A 17597-nucleotide genomic window follows, 5' to 3' on the forward strand; every position below is an offset into this window, starting at 1 on the left:
GTATTGGTCTCTCCTCTGTCCTGTGACAGCTGTCTTGTTTTTTTCAGACAAGTATTGTATTTATGGTTATTGCATTTATAGTTATTGCCTTCATAATTTTACTTCATCGCCCACTGTACCAGGCACACCACACCAATCTGCACCAGCAGTATCACCGGTACACCAATTGCAAATCTGGCTTTTCGGGTTTTGTGGTGAAAAAATCTCATGCCAAGGATCGCCCCGACGCTGCCACCGATGACAGCACTTAAGATCAGAGTCTTCTCCGGGATCCGCCATTTATTACGACGTGCTTTCTGCTTGTCAACTCCAAAAAGCACAAAGGCCAGGATATTGACTGCAAGCAGATAATAATATATGTAATCATTCATGATAGCTCCCTCCAGGATCTGTGTCCTGTATTTCGGACAGTAACCGATTTATGTCTTCATTGCAGTTTGATGATCAGCACCGGTATGGGCGGATCATTGGGCCGGTTTGCATATTCCGACAGGATCACCAGATATTTATGAGGATCCAGCTGACGGATAAACACAAGCATCTCATCCCGTTCCTGATATCCCGTATCCCCGCCACTGTAAATGCAAAGTGTCATAAGTCCGCCTTTTTTCAGAAGCTTAAGTCCGCTTTCCACCGCTCTTTTGCTGCTGTCTGCTCTGGTTGCCACCGAATGGTCTCCGCCGGGAAGATATCCCAGATTAAAGGTGATGCAGGACACTGTTTCTGCTTCTGCATAAACATCCATATTCTCATGGGATTCCAGAAGAAGCTGATAATTTTCCGGACAGTTATCTCTTTTCAGGCGCTCCTCCGTATGTTCCAGTGCCTGCTTCTGAATGTCAAAAGCCAGAACCCGTCCCCTTTTTCCTGCAAGCTGGCTTAACAGAGCCGTGTCATTGCCATTTCCCATTGTTGCATCGATACAAATGTCTCCCGGCATGACCTGCTGCCGTATAAAATGCTGCGTGTATGCAGTGATCTGAAGATTTTTCATTTAAAAATCCTTTCAAAATTCTCTTACAGTTCATGATAATACGGACAGATATCCTCATAATGTCCGTCCTTCATACGGAACCCCTTCGGGATCACGCCAAGCTGGATAAATCCAAGTCTCTCATGATGATCTTCTTTATTTAAGCAGCTCCACATTCCGTCCGTCTCTTCGGATCACACCCTCATCCGAGAGATTTTTGATCTCCCGCATCATGGCACTCCGGTCCACACTTAAATACTGGGCCAGTGCAGTATAGGACATGGGCAGCTTGAATTTCCCGGCATTTTTTTCCGCAGCCAGAGAATGCAGATAGGCTATCAGCTTCTTCCTGGTGGAGGATCGTGAAAGCATGTATATCCGATCTGTCTGCTGTCCGGAACGAAGGGCCGTCATCTGCAGCAGATTACTGACCATCTGGCTGTGATGATGACAGGCATTTTCACAGCGCTTGATCACATGCTCATAATCAATAAACAGCACTTTCGTCACGGTAGTGGCACATACATAATAATGCTGGGAATCTGACGAAAGCAGAAACGGTTCGCCAAATACACTGTCCTTATTCAATTCATCGATGACATACTCATTTCCATCCTCGTCACAGCAGTAGAGAACTGCTCTTCCCTCCTGGATCAGACCGATCTTTTTCATGGAGCTGGAATATTCCATTATGGTTTCTCCATTCTGAAAAACTTTCTCCCGGACTTTGAAGCAGACACGCATCCTTTCCTGTTCTTCGGGCAAAATATCCGTAAATAAAGTGATATGCTCCATAAATTTTCCTCCCACCGGCAAAATAATCTTCCGCATATCTGTACTTTTCTCTCTGCATCCAGGACTATGTAAGAGGACTCTCAAAGCAGATATCCGTATTTTATTTTGCTGCATGTTTCTGATTTTATACCAGCACGAAAAAAATGTAAAGTCTGGAATTTTTTTCTGTTTTGTTGTATTTGCAACAGTTTTTGTTGTCGATTTCTGTTATATTTTTATCAAAGTTAAGAAACAAACAAAACCTGAAGCATATAAATAAATCCACCATAGAAAGAAAAGAGGAATCGCTCATGAAAATCACAGATACCATCAAATATGTAGGCGTTAATGATCATCAGGTTGACCTTTTTGAAGGCCAGTACAAAGTGCCGAACGGCATGTCCTACAACTCCTATGTGATCCTGGACGAAAAAATTGCGGTTATGGATACGGTAGATGCAAATTTTACTCACGAATGGCTCGATAATATCCAGAAAGTTCTGGGTGACCGGAAACCGGATTATCTGATCGTACAGCATATGGAACCGGATCATGCAGCCAACATCGCAAACTTCCTGAAGGCTTATCCGGACACCATCGTTGTTTCCAACAAAAAAGCCTTCGCCATGATGCAGAATTTCTTTGACCTGGATCTGGAAAGTCATCAGATCATCGTAGATAACGGCGGAACCCTTTCCCTTGGAAAACACAATCTGACTTTTGTATTTGCACCGATGGTTCACTGGCCGGAGGTTATGGTCACTTATGACAGCACAGAAAAGGTTCTTTTTTCCGCAGACGGCTTCGGAAAATTCGGTGCCCTGGATGCAGATGAACCATGGGACGATGAGGCAAGAAGATACTATATCGGCATCGTTGGAAAATATGGTGTGCAGGTGCAGAATCTTCTGAAAGTAGCCGCAACTCTGGATATCCAGACCATCTGCCCGCTCCACGGACCGGTTCTTACTGAAGATCTTGGACATTATATCAGTCTCTATGATACCTGGTCTTCCTATACACCGGAGGATGACGGAATCGTGATCGCCTACACTTCCGTTTACGGCCACACAAGAACAGCAGTCGCACAGCTTGCCGATAAATTCCATGCCAAAGGATGTCCGCGTGTTCTGATCTATGACCTTGCAAGAGATGATATGTCCCAGGCACTGAGCGATGCTTTCCGTTACTCCAAGCTGGTTCTCGCAACCACCACATATAATGCAGGTATCTATCCGTTTATGAACGACTTTATTACCCGTCTGGCAGAGCACAACTTCCAGAACCGCACTGTAGGACTGATTGAAAACGGAAGCTGGGCACCGCTGGCAGCGAAGGTCATGAAAGAAATGCTTTCCAAATGCAAAAAGATCAACTGGCTGAATACCACAGTTAAGATCATGTCTGCAGTAAACGAAGAAAACCGCAGACAGATGGAAGCTATGGCTGATGAGCTCTGCCAGGAATACATTGCAAAAAGCGATGATCTTGCCAACAAAAATGATATGACCGCTCTGTTCCGCATCGGTTACGGCCTCTATGTGGTAACCTCCAACGATGGCAAAAAGGACAACGGTCTGATCGTCAATACCGTTACACAGCTTACCGACAACCCATATCGCGTAGCTGTCAACATCAACAAGGCAAACTACTCTCACCACGTGATTCAGCAGACCGGTATCATGAACGTAAACTGCCTGTCCACAGATGCTCCGTTCTCTGTTTTTGAGCAGTTCGGCTTCCAGTCCGGCAGAAGCACCGATAAATTTGCCGGCCAGAAAGTAAACCACTCCGACAACGGCCTGGTATTCCTGGACAAATATATCAATGCTTTCATGTCCCTGAAGGTAGAAAACTATGTGGATCTCGGCACTCACGGAATGTTCATCTGCAGCGTCACAGAGGCCCGCGTCATGAGCGATCAGGATACCATGACTTACACCTACTACCAGAAACATGTAAAGCCAAAGCCACAGACCGAGGGCAAAAAAGGCTGGGTATGTAAAGTCTGCGGATACATCTATGAAGGCGATGAACTTCCTGAAGATATCATCTGCCCGCTGTGCAAGCATGGCGCTGTGGATTTTGAGCCGATCGAAGGATAAGGCAAAAATCCGGATCAGCTGATCTTATCCGGTTACAACTCCCTTGTTTTTACAAATTATAAACCTTATAAACTGCAAAAGACAGGTCTTTGAATGGCCTGTCTTTTTGCGGTATCGTTCTCTTCAATATCTTTTATTTCATCAGTCTGATAACCTGCTCTGCAGTATCTGCCAGATTCTGCTTTGCATTCTCATTTTTCATGGCCTCCTCCAGAGTTACCACTCCACGGATGATCGGGAAAAAGGCATCGATTCCTGCATCGTTGCAGGCTCTTGCGTCACGCTGTACGGCACCTGCAAAGGCGATCACTTTTTTTCCATATTTCTTTGCAAGCTTTGCAACACCTACCGGCGCTTTTCCCATGGCTGTCTGTCCATCCATGCGTCCCTCACCTGTGATCACAAAATCCGCGTCTTTGATGTAGTCCTCAAGTTTTGTCTCATCCAGCACGATATTGATCCCGGATTCCAGAACTGCATCGGTAAAGGTCAGGAATGCAAATCCCATTCCGCCGGCGGCACCTGTTCCCGGATACTTTGGATCTGCTTTCGGAAAACGCTCCTTTGCAAGCTCTGCGTAGGCACCCAGCCACTGATCCATGTCCTGGATCATCTCCGGTGTAGCACCCTTCTGCGGTCCGTAGATGGCACTGCATCCAAGCTCTCCGCAAAGAGGATTTGTGACATCGCAGGCAACACGGAATTTACATTCTGCAAGCTCCGGGATCACATAGGCATCTGTGATCTCTGTGATGTCTTTCAGGCCTCTTGCTCCCGGAAGGACCTGCTTTCCGTCTTTGTCCAGAAATGCATAGCCAAGTGCCTGAAGCATTCCCACACCACCGTCATTGGTGGCGCTTCCGCCGATGCCCACAATAAATCTGCGGCAGCCTTTTTCGATGGCGTCCCTGATCACCTCACCGACACCGTAGGTTGTGGTATAAAGAGGATTTCTTTTTTCGTCCGGTACCTGCGTGATCCCTGCTGCACCGGCCATTTCGATCACTGCAGTCTTTGTGCTTTCGATGATGCCATACTCACAGATCACCGGCTCGCCAAGAGGCCCTGTAACCTTTACATACTCTGTTTTTCCGTTCATTCCTGCAACAAGGGCTTCCACGGTCCCCTCTCCACCGTCTGCCAGTGGTCTTACCTGAACTTCTGCGTCCGCATCCACACGATGGATACCTTCAGCGGCTGCAAAGCCTGCCTCCATGGATGTCATACTGCCCTTAAAAGAATCGATCGCTGTTACTACCTTCATTTTATTTTCCTCCTGTATGATTTTTATGTAAACCTGATATCCGTACTCTCCGTTCCATTCAAGCTTGCTTCTGTTTTTAATCATAATAAAATTAAGCATGGATGTATATATTATGTATACTATATTTTTTCTTTATTTTTTATATTTTTTGTTATAAATAACATGCTCAAATTGAATTCATAAAACATATATGATATACTGACCAAAAGAAAGCACCCGGTAGATCCTGTATTCTCATTTCGTTTACCTGCATAAATATAAAATTAGACCTTCCGTAATATAAATACTATCAGTCTTTCCAGGAGGATTCCATGATCACACACATCAGCCACACTCTTGCCCAGCAGATCGTCAACACGATCAAGGACGTCTGCAGCTACGATATCAATTTTATCAACCCGTCCGGCACCATTATCGCTAGTACAAACTCTGCCAGGATCGGAACCTATCATGAGATCGGACGGAAAGCTGCTGTAACCGGTACTACCATCGAGGTGGCTGAATCTGACAATTTTACAGGAACACGCCAGGGTATCAACATGCCTCTTTACCATGAAGACTGTCTTCTGGCTGTGATTGGCATCACCGGTTCCCCGGAAAAGGTACGCAAGTATGCCTTTCTGGCACAGCGTATCACCAGCCTTCTGATCCGTGAGCAGGAGCTTGGCCAGTACAGCCGGCACCAGGCGGACAAAAAGCAATTTGTCATCAGCTCTCTTCTCCATGGGGAGACCCAGAATCCGGAATATCTTCTGAGATGCCTGAGAGAATTTCAGATCGATCCGGACACGCCCAAACGGCTGATATTGATCCATACGTATCCGGCTGCTTCCGGCAGAAATCCTTCCGTAAAGATCGCCCACAGGATTCCGGAATCCTCAGAAAGCTCTGCTCCCCTGACAGATCCCGAAAATACAACTCTTTCTCCGGAATCCTCTCCACAGCCAGAAACTCCGGAATCAGACTCTGGCATCGGATCTGTTCTTTCGGAACATCAGATCCAAATTTTTTTCAAAACCGCCGGGATCACCCTGCACACCTTCCGCTATCCCGGAGATTATCTTGCTGTTGCAGACAATTCCAATTTTTCTGCTCTTTCCGCAGTGCTTCGTAATTTTGCCCAAAAGCATGCAGACACTCTGGCCATTGCAGTTGGAAAGTCTGTACCTCTGTATCAGCTTGGACTTTCCCTGAATACTGCAGAAACTACCCTGAGGAGCCTTCACCAACCCCTTACTGACAATATCTGTACAGAAAATTATGCAGTTTTTGATGATCTCACTCTGGAAATCATTCTCTCTTCTGTGTCTCGGAAAGACCGCGAAGAATTTTTCGTAAAAACTATTTATCGGCTTTCCCCGGATGAAAAGGACCTTCTGCGAACTTATTTTTCCCTGGAAATGTCTCTGGCTGATACCGCAGAGAAGCTTTTTCTCCACAAAAATACTCTTCAATATAAATTAAACCACATTTATAAAAAATGTGGTCTCAATCCCCGGAAATTCCAGGACGCTGTTCTGTTGTATCTGGCACTGGAGCTGGAATGAACCAGCCATTTCACTATCCTTTCACATGAAATCCAAACTCCTCCTCCAGTGGGATCTCCCTCGCTTCAATCCCCTCGATCTCCACAAAGCTCTGCTGAGAAAGGCGCTCTACCATCTCCTGGATTTCTTCTCTGGTTCCCTGTAATTCCATTTCCACACGATCATCCCAGAGATTCCGTACCCAGCCGGTCAGTCCCATGGACTGTGCAATATAATAAGAGCGGTAACGAAATCCTACTCCCTGTACTCTTCCTGAAAAATAAAAATGTTTCCGAATCTTTTCCATCTGGCACCTCATATTTTCTGTCTTAACTATTCTGTCTCTGTATCTCCACCCGAAATTCTCCCGCATCCGCCGCAGGAATATCATAACCAGATTATATAATATTTCTTTATAAATTGTAAAGTTATATCCTTCTGCCTATTGGAAACTATAATCATCTACGTTATAATAATTTTTGTCAGAATAAAAAGAAATTTACTTTCTTTTTCAGAAAATATTTTCAACAAAATTTAACATCAGGAGGTAATGATCATGAATGAAAGCATCAAAAACCTGTTAGAACGCAGAAGCATCCGCGCCTACAAAAAAGAACTTGTTCCGAAAGAAACTCTGGATACGATCCTGGAAGCAGGAAAATATTCCCCCAGCGGCATGGGACAGCAGAGCACTCTTATGGTAGTGACACAGGATCCGGAGCTGGTTGCGAGGCTTTCCAAAATGAACGCAGCTGTTATGGGCAGCACCTCAGATCCGTTCTACGGCGCCCCAACTGTGATCATTGTCTTTTCCGACAGCAAAATGGGCACCTGTGTGGAAAACGGAAGTCTTGTGATGGGAAATCTCATGAATGCCGCACATGCTCTCGGCGTGGACTCCTGCTGGATTCACCGTGCAAGAGAAGTTTTTGACTCCGAGGAGGGAAAAGAGCTGAAGAAGCAGTGGGGTGTTCCAGAAGAATATATCGGCGTGGGCCACTGTGTTCTTGGATACCGTGACTGTGAGTATCCAACAGCCAAACCGCGTAAGGATGGTTTTGTAATCCGCGTGTGATCGTCTTGCAAATAAGATTTCCACTGCCAAAAACTTTTAATGTAAATAAAAATCTGACAGATTCCTGCATGATACGCATTGCTACGTATCTGAGAATACACAGGGAAACAGCCCTCCGGTATCATAAATACCAGAAGCTTTTCCCTTCTTCTCCGGCAGTGATCTGTCAGATTTTATTTTCTCTTATTTCAGTGCTTTATCCTTATATCTGGAAATCTCCTCCAGATATTTTTTTCCAAGGGCACTGATGTTAACACCCTTTCTGGCAATATAACCGATTGTCATGATCTCATCGGAATCCAGCTTCACAGCACAGTAATCGGAACCATTTAGATCCTCACAGATAATACCGGAGCATAAGGTATATCCATTCAGTCCTACCATCAGGTTCAGCATAGTAGCCCTGTCATCGGCTTTGATCAGCCGTTTGTATTCATAGGTGCTCAAAACCTCCTCCGCAAAATAAAAGGAGTTATTTTCTCCCTGTTCAAAGGACAGACACGGATATTCCTTCAGTTCTTCCAGCGTGATCTTCTCACGCTTCGCCAGAGGATGCCCCTTCCACATGTAAACGTAGATCCGACAATTAAGAAGTTCGTGAAACTCCAGACCATACTCGTGAAACATTTTTGCAAGCACATTATGGTTAAACTCATTTACGTAGAGGATTCCGATCTCACTCTTGAAATTACGGACATCTTCGATGACCTGATGCGTCTTGGTCTCGTGGACCGCAAATTCGTACTCATCCATACCAAACTGCTTTACCAGCTCCACGAAGGCATTGACTGCGAAAGTATAATGCTGCATGGAAACGCTGAATTTTTTGCGTGACTGTTCCTTGGAAATATATTTGGCTTCCATCAGTTCGTACTGTTCCACCACCTGCCTTGCATACCCCAGAAATTCTTCGCCTGCAGGCGTTACGGCGATTCCGCGGTTCGTTCTTCGGAATATCTCAACACCGGTTTCTGCTTCCAGCTCCCGGATTGCCGTGGAAAGACTGGGCTGAGAAATATAAAGGCTTTTTGCTGCCTCGTTCATAGATCCGGCTTTTGCAATTGCTATGGTATATCTGAGCTGTGCCAGAGTCATCTTTCTGCCTCCCCGTTTCTTGTTCCGGCTCTCTGTTCCTCTTCAGACAGACCCGGCAACAAGCATCCTTTATCTTTTTATTTAAGGTAGTTCTTATCTACATATCCTTCTTTTCCAAGCTTCGGAACATATACATACCAGTAAGTACTGTCTTTCTTCTCAATAACTTCCACCGTATCTCCGTTATTCAGCTGGGCGATCTCATTGTCCTTGTCATACGCCTTTGCACTGCGCAGAGCCAGATATCCGCTTTCCACTTTAACAGTCATGGATGGAGTTGTCGTACCTGAGCCTCCGGTAAGATAGTTCCTGTCAACATAACCTGTCTTATCCAGCTGCGGAACATATACATACCAGTACTGATCGTTGCTGGTGTCTTTCACCTGAACCGTGTCACCGGTATTCAGCTGTCCGATCTCATTGCTTTCATTATAGGCTGCCTTGTTGCGAAGGGCAAGATAACCCGTTTCTACTTTAACTGTCCACAGACCACTGTTGTAGATATACCGGTTATCCACATATCCGGATTTATCAAGCCCCGGGGCATATACGTACCAATAAGTAGAATCACTGCTGTCCTTTACAAGAACGGTATCTCCGGTATTCAGGCGTCCGATCTCGTTACTGTCATTGTAAGCTGCGGTACTTCGAAGAGCCAGATAGCCTTTTTTTACCTTTACTGTCCAGGAATCGTTGGAAGCTGTGGCGTTCTCTGCTATCTGGATATAGTTTTTGTCCAGATATCCGGACTTATCCAGTCTTGGCACGTATGCATACCAGTAGGTAGCGTCCTTCCGATTTGTAACTTCCACAAGATCTCCTGTATTCAGCTGTCCGATCTCATTGCCTTTGTCAAAAGCCTTCTCACTTCGAAGAGCCAGGTATCCATCTGTGACTTTGACTTTAAAAGTGGTTCCTGCTGCTGCCTTTGCCTCCCGGATCGTCGCCGGAAAAGCTGCTGCCAGTATAAATGTCAGAAGTACCAGCTTTTTTACTGCCTTTATATTAGACAGAAGAGTTCTTTTTCTCATATTATACGCCTCCTTTTCTTTTTTGGATCTTTCTCTGATCTGCTGCTCTCTCTGTTTTTTATTTACTGAGCAGACCGCACCGGAATTTATGGTAGTATTATATCATATTTTCAGCTGATAGCTGTAAGAATCATATCTCTTATCGTAGTCCAAAATGTTCCTTTCCGTAATGCAGGTATTGACACTTTTAATTAGTAGTGTTATATTACATGTAGAACAGGATAAAAGTAATGCCCCGGGATTTTTCCCGGGGAATTTTATACACATACGTTCAATATATGACAGTCCGGGAGATCTGTCCCCTGAGAGGACAGATCGATCATCCGGGACGCTGCAGACTATAATATAAGGGAAGGTGAATACCATGGCAGTAAAAAAAGATTATTACGATGTTCTGGGCATTGACCGGAACGCAGATGAAAAAACAATAAAAAAAGCCTACCGTAAACTGGCCAAAAAATATCATCCGGATACAAACGCAGGTAATGCAGATGCCGCAGATAGATTTAAAGAAGTAAACGAAGCCTACGATGTCTTAAGTGATCCAAAGAAGAAAAAAATGTATGATCAGTTTGGTCATGCCGCGTTTGAGGCAGGAGCTGATCCTGGCGCCGGTGGATTCGGCGGATTCCAGGGTGGCGGCAATGGCAGCTATCAGGAATTTCATTTTAACGGTGAAAACATGGACGATATTTTTGGTGATATCTTCGGAAATATGTTCCACGGCAGTCACGGCGAAAGCCGCGGTTTCAGCAGTAATGGCACATATGAGCATTTCACCGGTAACGGTGGCGGCTTTCACAGTGGATTTGGCGGAAGTGGCTTTCACAGCGGCAACGGCTTCGGCGGATTCCATCAGCAGGATTTTCCGCAAAAAGGCTCTGATGTGAAGGCCAGCATCAACGTTACCTTTAATGAGGCAGCTTTTGGTGCTGATAAAAGAATTTCTCTGTCCGGTCCGGACGGAAGCTCCGGTGCACCGCAGACACTTCAGATTCATATTCCGGCAGGTATTGATACCGGCAAGAGTATCCGTCTGAAAGGAAAAGGCATGCCCGGAACCGGCGGCGGCGAGCCTGGTGACCTTCTTCTGAAGGTTACCGTAGGAACACGTCCTGGCTATGAACGAAAAGGATCGGATGTTTATACCACCATTTCTATTCCTTACACAACCGCTGTTTTCGGCGGTGAAGCCACCGTTCCTACCCTTTACGGAAATGTTATCTGTAAGATCAGGGAAGGTATGCAGTCCGGTTCCAAGATCCGCTTGAGAGGAAAAGGCATTGTTTCCATGAAGAACCCTTCCGTCCGCGGTGATCAGTATGTAACCATTCAGATTCAGGTTCCTCAAAATCTGAATTATTCCGCAAAAGAGAAACTCCATGAATATGCAAAGGCCTGTGGACTGGAACGGAGTAATGCCACCGGATCACATGTAGCATAAAAGTTAAAATAAAAGAGTATCACAAAGCTCATCACTATCAATGAGTTCCTGTGATACTCTTTTTTGATTTTAAAGTAAGATCTGATATAGCTTATGACAGCGTCATATCTCCATCTTTCACCCATCCGAGCTTACGTACAAACATATTGATCAACGGGCAGAGAACTGCCGGGAGAATAAAAGAGATCAGAAAAAGTCCTGCCCAGTCCATAGCTGTAACAGCTGTCTTGGTTCCTTCTGCAATATCATTCATCCATCCTGTATACACACCGATCTGACCTACAAAACCGCAGGTACCCATTCCTGAGGATACAGCAGTTCCGTTCATCTGAAGCCTGAACAAGCAGGTTGCAATAGGTCCTGTGATAGCAGATGTTACGATCGGAGCGATCCAGATCCTTGGATTTCTGACAATATTACCCATCTGGAGCATGGAAGTTCCAATTCCCTGAGAGACAAGACCACCCCATTTGTTTTCCCTAAAGGACATAACCGCAAAACCTACCATCTGCGCACAGCAGCCCGCTACTGCAGCGCCGCCTGCCAGTCCGGTAAGTCCCAGAGCCGCGCAGATCGCAGCAGAAGAGATCGGCAGCGTCAGTGCGATTCCAACAAATACAGAAACCAGGATGCCCATAAAGAATGGCTGCAGATCTGTTGCCCACATGATCACGCTTCCTACCTTCATAGCAGCTTTTCCAAGGGCCGGTGCCCACCATGCGGAAAGACCTACGCCCACACCGATGGTTACAAGAGGCGTTACAAGGATATCGATCTTCGTCTCCTTGGAAACTGCCTTACCGATCTCAGCTGCAACAATGGCAACAAACAGTACAGCCAGAGGACCGCCTGCTCCGCCAAGTGCGTTGGAGGCAAATCCAACGGTGATCAGCGAAAACAATACCAGCGGCGGACAATGCAAGGCGTAACCGATGGCTACTGCCATGGCAGGGCCGCTCATGGCAGATGCCAGAGAACCTACTGTGTACTGGGTATCATTGACTGTGGCAACTGCCATAGTCAGAAACGGAATGTGAAACTGTGTGCCAATGGTGTTGATGATCGTACCGATCAGCAGGGAACAGAAAAGTCCCTGTGCCATAGCTCCCAGTGCATCGATACCATATCTCTTCAGAGAGATCTCAATATCCTTCCGTTTCAGAAATGCTTTGAATTTTTCCATTTTTAAACTCTCTCCTTACCCTGATCCGCTTCCTGCCGGATCAGTTCCTTTATTTGCAAAAAGCCTCGCTTACTTTCTCAAGTTCCTCGCGGATGGAAATATGCTGCGGACATACTTCCTCACACTGTCCGCATTTTACACATTCATCTGCACGCTTTCTGCCATGACTGACTACCAGCCAGTCTTCCTGATGCGCTGCGGCGGCTTTATTTCCGTACAATGTCAGATAATTCATTGCTGTAAAAGAACCGGAAATTCCGATTTCCATCGGACAGACCTTTGCGCAGTAGTTACAGGTTGTGCATGGGATCAAAGGAATTTTGCTCATAGCCTCTCTTGCCTTATCAAGAGTCTCCTTCTCACTGTCAGTAAGGCCGTTGAAATCCTTCATAAAAGAAAGGTTATCCTCCATCTGCACAACATTGCTCATTCCGGAAAGTACGGTAATCACGCCTTCCAGATTTGCCGCAAAACGGATCGCCCAGGATGCTGTGGATGCTTCCGGCTCTGCTGCCTTCAGAAGCTTTTCCACTGATTCCGGCGGAGTTGCAAGCATGCCGCCTTTTACAGGTTCCATGATAATGACCGGTTTTCCATGTTTCCTGGCTACCTCGTAGCAGGCTCTTGACTGGATCGCCGGATTTTCCCAGTCTGCGTAATTGATCTGCAGCTGTACAAATTCCATTTCCGGATGTGCAGTGAGAAGTGCATCCAGCTCCTCCGGTGTGGAGTGGAACGAAAATCCTGCATGTCTGATCAGACCGGCTTCCTTCTGTTCACGGATCCAGTCCCATAAACCGTACTCATCAAAATATTTTGTTCTGTGCTCTCCAAGATTGTGGAGAAGATAAAAGTCGAAATATCCTGCCTTTGTTCTCTCCAGAGATGTTTTAAACTGTGCAAGAGCTTCATCTCTTGTCTTGCAGTTGATCCAGGCTGCCATCTTGGTGGCTAGCTGATATTTTTCTCTCGGATAACGCTCTACCAGCGCTTCGCGGATAGCATCTTCGCTTCCTGCATAAGCCCATGCTGTATCAAAATATGTAAATCCGGCTTCCATAAATTTGTCCACCATGACTTTGGTCTGCTCCACATCGATCACACCTTCTGATTTCTGCGGAAGTCTCATAAGGCCAAAACCAAGTTTTTTGATCTCTTCGCCTAAATATGCCATATTTTTCTCTCCCTTCTTATTCCATTCCGGAAAATTTCCCATATTATTATATCATCTGCTATATCGTCTGGTAAACAATGTTCCAGACATTGATATTTCCCGGACAGTTATATTTTACTACAGGAAAAAAACTGCGTTTCTCCTATTATAATGGTATTTTCTTCAGCAGTAAACCTTTTTCTTTTACAAGTGTCAAGACAGTGGCGCTCTTGTTGCTGTAAACAAAAAAGCAGCTGCCGCTCTTTTCTAACACGACAACTGCCTTTCGTTTTACTGCTTCTGCATCTGTTTATTCTCTTTTCCATAAAGAAACGGCCTTGCCACCGTCCGGTTGAAAAACTCGATCAGCGGTCCCATAAAAAATGCAGTGACAAGAGTTCCCACTCCTACAACCGCACCCATAAAAAATCCCGCCGCAGTTGTGAGCACATCGGTCCCAATCCTGCACATCCGGAAAGGAATCCGGGTTCTTTTATCTAAGATCAGCGCATAGGCATCATAGGCGGAAACACCCATATCTGCAGTAAAATACAACGCTGACGCAAAACACATCATCACAACGGCAATGCACATCAGAAGAACTCTTACCCCAAAAGTTCTCTCCGGCAGATATTTGTCAAAAAGCTGCATTCCTTTTTCCACGATGATCCCCATAAAAAACAGGTTCAGCACAGTTCCCAGCCCGATAAAATGCCGATCCAGAAAAAATACTCCCAGCAGCATCAACGCATTGATGATGATATAAACATAACTGTACTTTATTCCTGCAAGATTCCATACTCCCATAACAAAACAAGAATTGGGATCTGTTCCAAAATCCGATGCCTTAAAAATGGCCACACTAACCCCGGCCAGAAAAATCCCGACAAAAGTCATAAAGATTCTTTTTACTGTTAATGAATTCATTTTTATTCTTTACACCTCTGATCAAATATTTTACACTGATGGTATCGAACTTCAGGAATGCTGTCAAAGCAGAAAATGCTGATCTGCTTTCAGCCCCGAAATATGTAAAAGTTACATCATATTATGTGGAAAGGCATGATAATCATGGAAGATAAGCAGGTCATGAACCGGAAAACTTCATCAAAAGAACTTCATCTGATTTCCTGCGGCTGGGAAAAATGTACGCCGGATCAGTCCTACGGCCCAGGGGTGCGCCGCTATTATACCGTACATTTTGTTCTGAAAGGACAGGGCTATTTCTACATCAATAACCGGAAATATACCCTGAAAGCCGGACAGTGCTTCTTTATCCCGCCAGTTGTCAGCACGCTTTATAAAGCGGAGCCTTCTGATCCCTGGACCTATACCTGGATCTGTTTTAACGGTGAAAATGCTGCCGCACTTTCCGAACACTGTCATCTCACCCTGGAAAATCCGGTTCAGCAGCTTACTTCTGTAATTCCCTATGCGGAAACGATCTGTGAAATGATGACCCATCCCCAGCTGACACCTTCCAACGAAGCTTATATCCAGAGCAGTCTTTACCGAATCATCGCCATGCTGGAGGAAGAATTTCATGCTTCCTACACCACCATGGAAGCCAACGATAATTTTTACATTACCCAGGCTGTGGATTACATCAAAAAAAGTCCGTTTCTGGATATCACAGTGACAGATGTCGCAGACTACCTCCACATCAGCCGCAGCCACCTTTACGGACTTTTCAAAAAACATCTGGGTACTACTCCTCAGGCCTTTCTGACTTCAGCCAAGATCATCAATGCCAGGGAGCTTCTGACGATCACAGATATCCCCATTGCCAATATCGCAACTTCCTGCGGTTATCAGAATCCCTTTGCCTTCTCCCGTGCCTTCAAAAAAGAAACCGGCATGACGCCACGGGAATACCGGGAAAAATATCATCATGCCGAGAATCTTCTGGATTGCTGAACCACTTTTCCTGATTTACGGAACAACTACCTTGGCATTGTAGTATTCCACCGCAGCATCCATAGTCGGACCTTCGTTGTCAAACCAGTCATAAGTGATGGTTTCGCCGCTTTCTCCCCATACCTCCGGGCAGTCGATTTCTTCCCAGTCAAGCGGAACGAAGTGTTCTTTCTGTTCTGATGCACGCAGCATGATCTGATGCAGCTCCTCAAATTCCTCCGGGTTTAAAACTCCGGGTTTTGCGGATACAAACAGTGGTGTACCGCTCTTTGCAAGAACGTCTGCCCACTGACGATTTTTCTCCCATGGGATCATTCCGAAAATACCGACACAGTCTGCATCAATATGGTAAAACGTATTGTGCTGCGGAAGACGGAATGCCAGCGTATTTACGCCCATTCGTCTGGTACGCTCCCAGATACGTCCGCTGGTATCGTCACCGGTCCGGTTCAGATGCATCAGGCCTGCGCCGAGATGTCCGATGGTATTGCAGCCGATGATCACTGCGTTATTGCTCCGGGAAGCATCATAAATCTCCTGATAAAGCATTTTTACGATTTCTGCGCTGGTTTTGGTCTGATCATAAAAGTGCCATTTCTCCATGGAATTGTCTCTTAAATTCGCCTCAAATCCCCATTTCCCAAAGAGATCAAAGGTAGAAAAATCATGCTTGATCAGCGTGTATCCCCAATCACAGATCCTCTCGATATCTTTACGGATATATGCCAGTGCATCCGGGTGGGACGGATCGAGACAGTCATTATAGGAAATTCTCCACTCATCCGGGATATTCTCATCTTCATTAAGAAGCAGACGGACCCAGATACCCGGGCGGACACCTTTTTTCTCCAGCTTGTCTGCAAGACCTTTCATATCCGGAAATCTGGCATTGCCTTTTGTCCATGGTCCACCGTTGTATTCATCCAGGCGATGATGCTCCTGCCAACAGTCATCAATGACCATGAACGGAGAATTTTTTACACCTTCAGTCAGTTTCAGGATATAATCGGTATCACTTAAGATCTCCTCTTCGGAGCTGTCACCGTAAGCATAGTACCAGTTATTGCTTCCATACACCGGAAACTCCGGGAAGATCGGATCTGTACACATTTTTTCACAGAATTTCTGTGCAGTTTCAAAAGTATCTGCTCCCTCTGCTTCCATGCAGACGATCTGTGCGGCACACAGTTTTCTTCCTTTCAGCTGTACTCCTGTATTTCCGCAGCGAACATCCAGAAACAAAGTAATTCCTTTGGTATCCACCTGCCAGTAGCACATAGCAGAGGGACGGACCTTTACGCCAAAGCAGAGAACCTTCTCAGAAAGCTTCGCCAGAAAATACCATGGCAGATAACGGTTTCCGCTCATTCCATGCCATTCCACATCACCATAGGTACGTTCCCAGGCATCTCCCAGAAATCTGGCTGATTTCGGGATCTTATAGTTCCATCTCAACTTCACGCATCTCACTGTATCCTCGGATGTGACAAGTATATCTTCATGTTCACCTGCGTCCTGGAATTCCACAGTAGTTGCACCGGCAGCTACTGTCGTCTGCCCTCCCTGGCACACAAGTCTCTCCTCTTCTGTTTCCACTGTTACATAATCCGGTACCCCAAGCTTAAAATCTGCATATTTTTTCTGCATTATTCTCTCCTCCTGTACTTTTTTATTTACATTTTGCTTTACCTGCATACTCATGAATACTGTCTTTCTATCGTCTGTTCAACTCAGAAGAATGTACGAAAAATTTTTTTAATACATTTTGTCTATATGCCTTATTATATTGATTTTTTTGTTTTTTTCTATGCTTTAAAGTTATTATAACATTGCAGAATGTTCAATCTGCATAAGCTTTTCAGTCCTTGTCCGATCCGTTTTTTAATATAAGAACGTAAGGGCGGAAGTTAGTTTTTCATTTTACGGAACACAAATTCTGGTTGAATGAAAAAGTAACTTCCACCATGTGCTAGTACTGATAAGTAAAGGGATTTCTGCAGAATTAATTTCTACAAGATATAGATATTTACACAAAACAAAACTATAATATAAGGAGA

At 45.3% G+C, this 17597-nt stretch carries 16 protein-coding genes and 1 pseudogene; 5 read left to right on the forward strand and 12 right to left on the reverse strand.

Translation table 11 applies throughout. From position 1 onward, the window contains the following. Nucleotides 1–98: 98 nt before the first annotated feature. The 4 genes and pseudogenes from MUB50_RS16140 to MUB50_RS16155 all read right to left on the reverse strand — a co-directional run bounded on the left by MUB50_RS16140 (nt 99) and on the right by MUB50_RS16155 (nt 1768). The gene (locus tag MUB50_RS16140; RefSeq protein WP_022427174.1) at nt 99–371 is read right to left on the reverse strand and encodes a DUF1294 domain-containing protein; all 273 of its coding nucleotides are present in this window, start codon (nt 369–371) and stop codon (nt 99–101) included. 56 nt (nt 372–427) lie between these two features. Then, nucleotides 428–994 carry a class I SAM-dependent methyltransferase gene (locus tag MUB50_RS16145; RefSeq protein WP_110102720.1) on the reverse strand — a complete coding sequence of 189 codons (567 nt, stop codon included), beginning with the start codon at nt 992–994 and terminating at the stop codon, nt 428–430. A 23-nt stretch (nt 995–1017) separates the two neighbouring features. Continuing rightward, nucleotides 1018–1119: pseudogene (locus MUB50_RS16150) on the reverse strand (GNAT family N-acetyltransferase); the annotation flags it as partial. Between the two features lie 10 nt (nt 1120–1129). Then, nucleotides 1130–1768 carry a Crp/Fnr family transcriptional regulator gene (locus MUB50_RS16155; RefSeq protein WP_110102719.1) on the reverse strand — a complete coding sequence of 213 codons (639 nt, stop codon included), beginning with the start codon at nt 1766–1768 and terminating at the stop codon, nt 1130–1132. A gap of 290 nt (nt 1769–2058) precedes the next feature. On the opposite strand from MUB50_RS16155, the gene MUB50_RS16160 reads away from it, so the two are divergent. Beyond that, nucleotides 2059–3852, forward strand: a complete 1794-nt coding sequence (locus MUB50_RS16160; RefSeq protein WP_118514127.1) for a flavin reductase — start codon at nt 2059–2061, stop codon at nt 3850–3852. Between the two features lie 133 nt (nt 3853–3985). Here MUB50_RS16160 and MUB50_RS16165 read toward each other — a convergent pair whose 3' ends face one another. Next, nucleotides 3986–5116 carry a glycerate kinase family protein gene (locus MUB50_RS16165; RefSeq protein ID WP_118514230.1) on the reverse strand — a complete coding sequence of 377 codons (1131 nt, stop codon included), beginning with the start codon at nt 5114–5116 and terminating at the stop codon, nt 3986–3988. Between the two features lie 311 nt (nt 5117–5427). Between MUB50_RS16165 and MUB50_RS16170 the strand changes: the two genes are divergently transcribed. Beyond that, on the forward strand, nt 5428–6663 hold the full coding sequence (locus tag MUB50_RS16170) for a CdaR family transcriptional regulator (protein ID WP_118514129.1): 1236 nt from the start codon (nt 5428–5430) through the stop codon (nt 6661–6663). A 13-nt stretch (nt 6664–6676) separates the two neighbouring features. On the opposite strand, the gene MUB50_RS16175 is transcribed toward MUB50_RS16170, so the two are convergent. Continuing rightward, nucleotides 6677–6949 carry an acylphosphatase gene (locus tag MUB50_RS16175; protein WP_118514131.1) on the reverse strand — a complete coding sequence of 91 codons (273 nt, stop codon included), beginning with the start codon at nt 6947–6949 and terminating at the stop codon, nt 6677–6679. 249 nt (nt 6950–7198) lie between these two features. Between MUB50_RS16175 and MUB50_RS16180 the strand changes: the two genes are divergently transcribed. Continuing rightward, entirely contained in the window at nt 7199–7717 is a 519-nt protein-coding gene (locus MUB50_RS16180) for a nitroreductase family protein (protein ID WP_118514133.1), read from the forward strand. Nucleotides 7718–7900: 183 nt separating this feature from the next. Here MUB50_RS16180 and MUB50_RS16185 read toward each other — a convergent pair whose 3' ends face one another. Both MUB50_RS16185 and MUB50_RS16190 read right to left on the reverse strand, forming a co-directional pair. After that, nucleotides 7901–8812 (reverse strand): LysR family transcriptional regulator, encoded by a 912-nt coding sequence (locus tag MUB50_RS16185; RefSeq protein WP_118514135.1) that lies wholly within the window; start codon nt 8810–8812, stop codon nt 7901–7903. A gap of 77 nt (nt 8813–8889) precedes the next feature. Beyond that, a complete protein-coding gene (locus MUB50_RS16190) occupies nt 8890–9843 on the reverse strand; it encodes an SH3 domain-containing protein (RefSeq protein ID WP_243101143.1) in 954 nt (317 codons plus the stop codon). 364 nt (nt 9844–10207) lie between these two features. Between MUB50_RS16190 and MUB50_RS16195 the strand changes: the two genes are divergently transcribed. Continuing rightward, nucleotides 10208–11287 (forward strand): DnaJ C-terminal domain-containing protein, encoded by a 1080-nt coding sequence (locus tag MUB50_RS16195; RefSeq protein WP_118626076.1) that lies wholly within the window; start codon nt 10208–10210, stop codon nt 11285–11287. A gap of 91 nt (nt 11288–11378) precedes the next feature. Here MUB50_RS16195 and MUB50_RS16200 read toward each other — a convergent pair whose 3' ends face one another. The 3 genes from MUB50_RS16200 to MUB50_RS16210 form a co-directional block, all read right to left on the reverse strand. Beyond that, the gene (locus tag MUB50_RS16200) at nt 11379–12470 is read right to left on the reverse strand and encodes a PTS transporter subunit IIC (protein ID WP_015525523.1); all 1092 of its coding nucleotides are present in this window, start codon (nt 12468–12470) and stop codon (nt 11379–11381) included. A gap of 49 nt (nt 12471–12519) precedes the next feature. After that, nucleotides 12520–13644 (reverse strand): aldo/keto reductase, encoded by a 1125-nt coding sequence (locus tag MUB50_RS16205; protein ID WP_118626100.1) that lies wholly within the window; start codon nt 13642–13644, stop codon nt 12520–12522. Between the two features lie 270 nt (nt 13645–13914). Next, complete coding sequence (locus MUB50_RS16210) at nt 13915–14550, reverse strand: YczE/YyaS/YitT family protein (protein ID WP_147419225.1); 636 nt, start codon at nt 14548–14550, stop codon at nt 13915–13917. Between the two features lie 144 nt (nt 14551–14694). Between MUB50_RS16210 and MUB50_RS16215 the strand changes: the two genes are divergently transcribed. Continuing rightward, a complete protein-coding gene (locus MUB50_RS16215; protein ID WP_118626078.1) occupies nt 14695–15540 on the forward strand; it encodes an AraC family transcriptional regulator in 846 nt (281 codons plus the stop codon). 15 nt (nt 15541–15555) lie between these two features. On the opposite strand, the gene MUB50_RS16220 is transcribed toward MUB50_RS16215, so the two are convergent. Beyond that, the gene (locus MUB50_RS16220) at nt 15556–17187 is read right to left on the reverse strand and encodes a glycoside hydrolase family 36 protein (protein WP_244791685.1); all 1632 of its coding nucleotides are present in this window, start codon (nt 17185–17187) and stop codon (nt 15556–15558) included. Nucleotides 17188–17597: the final 410 nt, after the last annotated feature.

It is taken from the genome of Blautia sp. NSJ-140, from assembly GCF_022868965.1.
Lineage (GTDB): Bacteria > Bacillota > Clostridia > Lachnospirales > Lachnospiraceae > Blautia_A.

Coding starts and splice junctions, on each gene's coding strand:
- MUB50_RS16210 (WP_147419225.1), bottom strand. CDS start 14,550: ATGAATTCATTAACAGTAAAAAGAATCTTTATGACTTTTGTCGGGATT.
- MUB50_RS16215 (WP_118626078.1), top strand. CDS start 14,695: ATGGAAGATAAGCAGGTCATGAACCGGAAAACTTCATCAAAAGAACTT.
- MUB50_RS16195 (WP_118626076.1), top strand. CDS start 10,208: ATGGCAGTAAAAAAAGATTATTACGATGTTCTGGGCATTGACCGGAAC.
- MUB50_RS16205 (WP_118626100.1), bottom strand. CDS start 13,644: ATGGCATATTTAGGCGAAGAGATCAAAAAACTTGGTTTTGGCCTTATG.
- MUB50_RS16160 (WP_118514127.1), top strand. CDS start 2,059: ATGAAAATCACAGATACCATCAAATATGTAGGCGTTAATGATCATCAG.
- MUB50_RS16190 (WP_243101143.1), bottom strand. CDS start 9,843: ATGAGAAAAAGAACTCTTCTGTCTAATATAAAGGCAGTAAAAAAGCTG.
- MUB50_RS16185 (WP_118514135.1), bottom strand. CDS start 8,812: ATGACTCTGGCACAGCTCAGATATACCATAGCAATTGCAAAAGCCGGA.
- MUB50_RS16155 (WP_110102719.1), bottom strand. CDS start 1,768: ATGGAGCATATCACTTTATTTACGGATATTTTGCCCGAAGAACAGGAA.
- MUB50_RS16140 (WP_022427174.1), bottom strand. CDS start 371: ATGAATGATTACATATATTATTATCTGCTTGCAGTCAATATCCTGGCC.
- MUB50_RS16180 (WP_118514133.1), top strand. CDS start 7,199: ATGAATGAAAGCATCAAAAACCTGTTAGAACGCAGAAGCATCCGCGCC.
- MUB50_RS16145 (WP_110102720.1), bottom strand. CDS start 994: ATGAAAAATCTTCAGATCACTGCATACACGCAGCATTTTATACGGCAG.
- MUB50_RS16165 (WP_118514230.1), bottom strand. CDS start 5,116: ATGAAGGTAGTAACAGCGATCGATTCTTTTAAGGGCAGTATGACATCC.
- MUB50_RS16200 (WP_015525523.1), bottom strand. CDS start 12,470: ATGGAAAAATTCAAAGCATTTCTGAAACGGAAGGATATTGAGATCTCT.
- MUB50_RS16170 (WP_118514129.1), top strand. CDS start 5,428: ATGATCACACACATCAGCCACACTCTTGCCCAGCAGATCGTCAACACG.
- MUB50_RS16220 (WP_244791685.1), bottom strand. CDS start 17,187: ATGCAGAAAAAATATGCAGATTTTAAGCTTGGGGTACCGGATTATGTA.
- MUB50_RS16175 (WP_118514131.1), bottom strand. CDS start 6,949: ATGGAAAAGATTCGGAAACATTTTTATTTTTCAGGAAGAGTACAGGGA.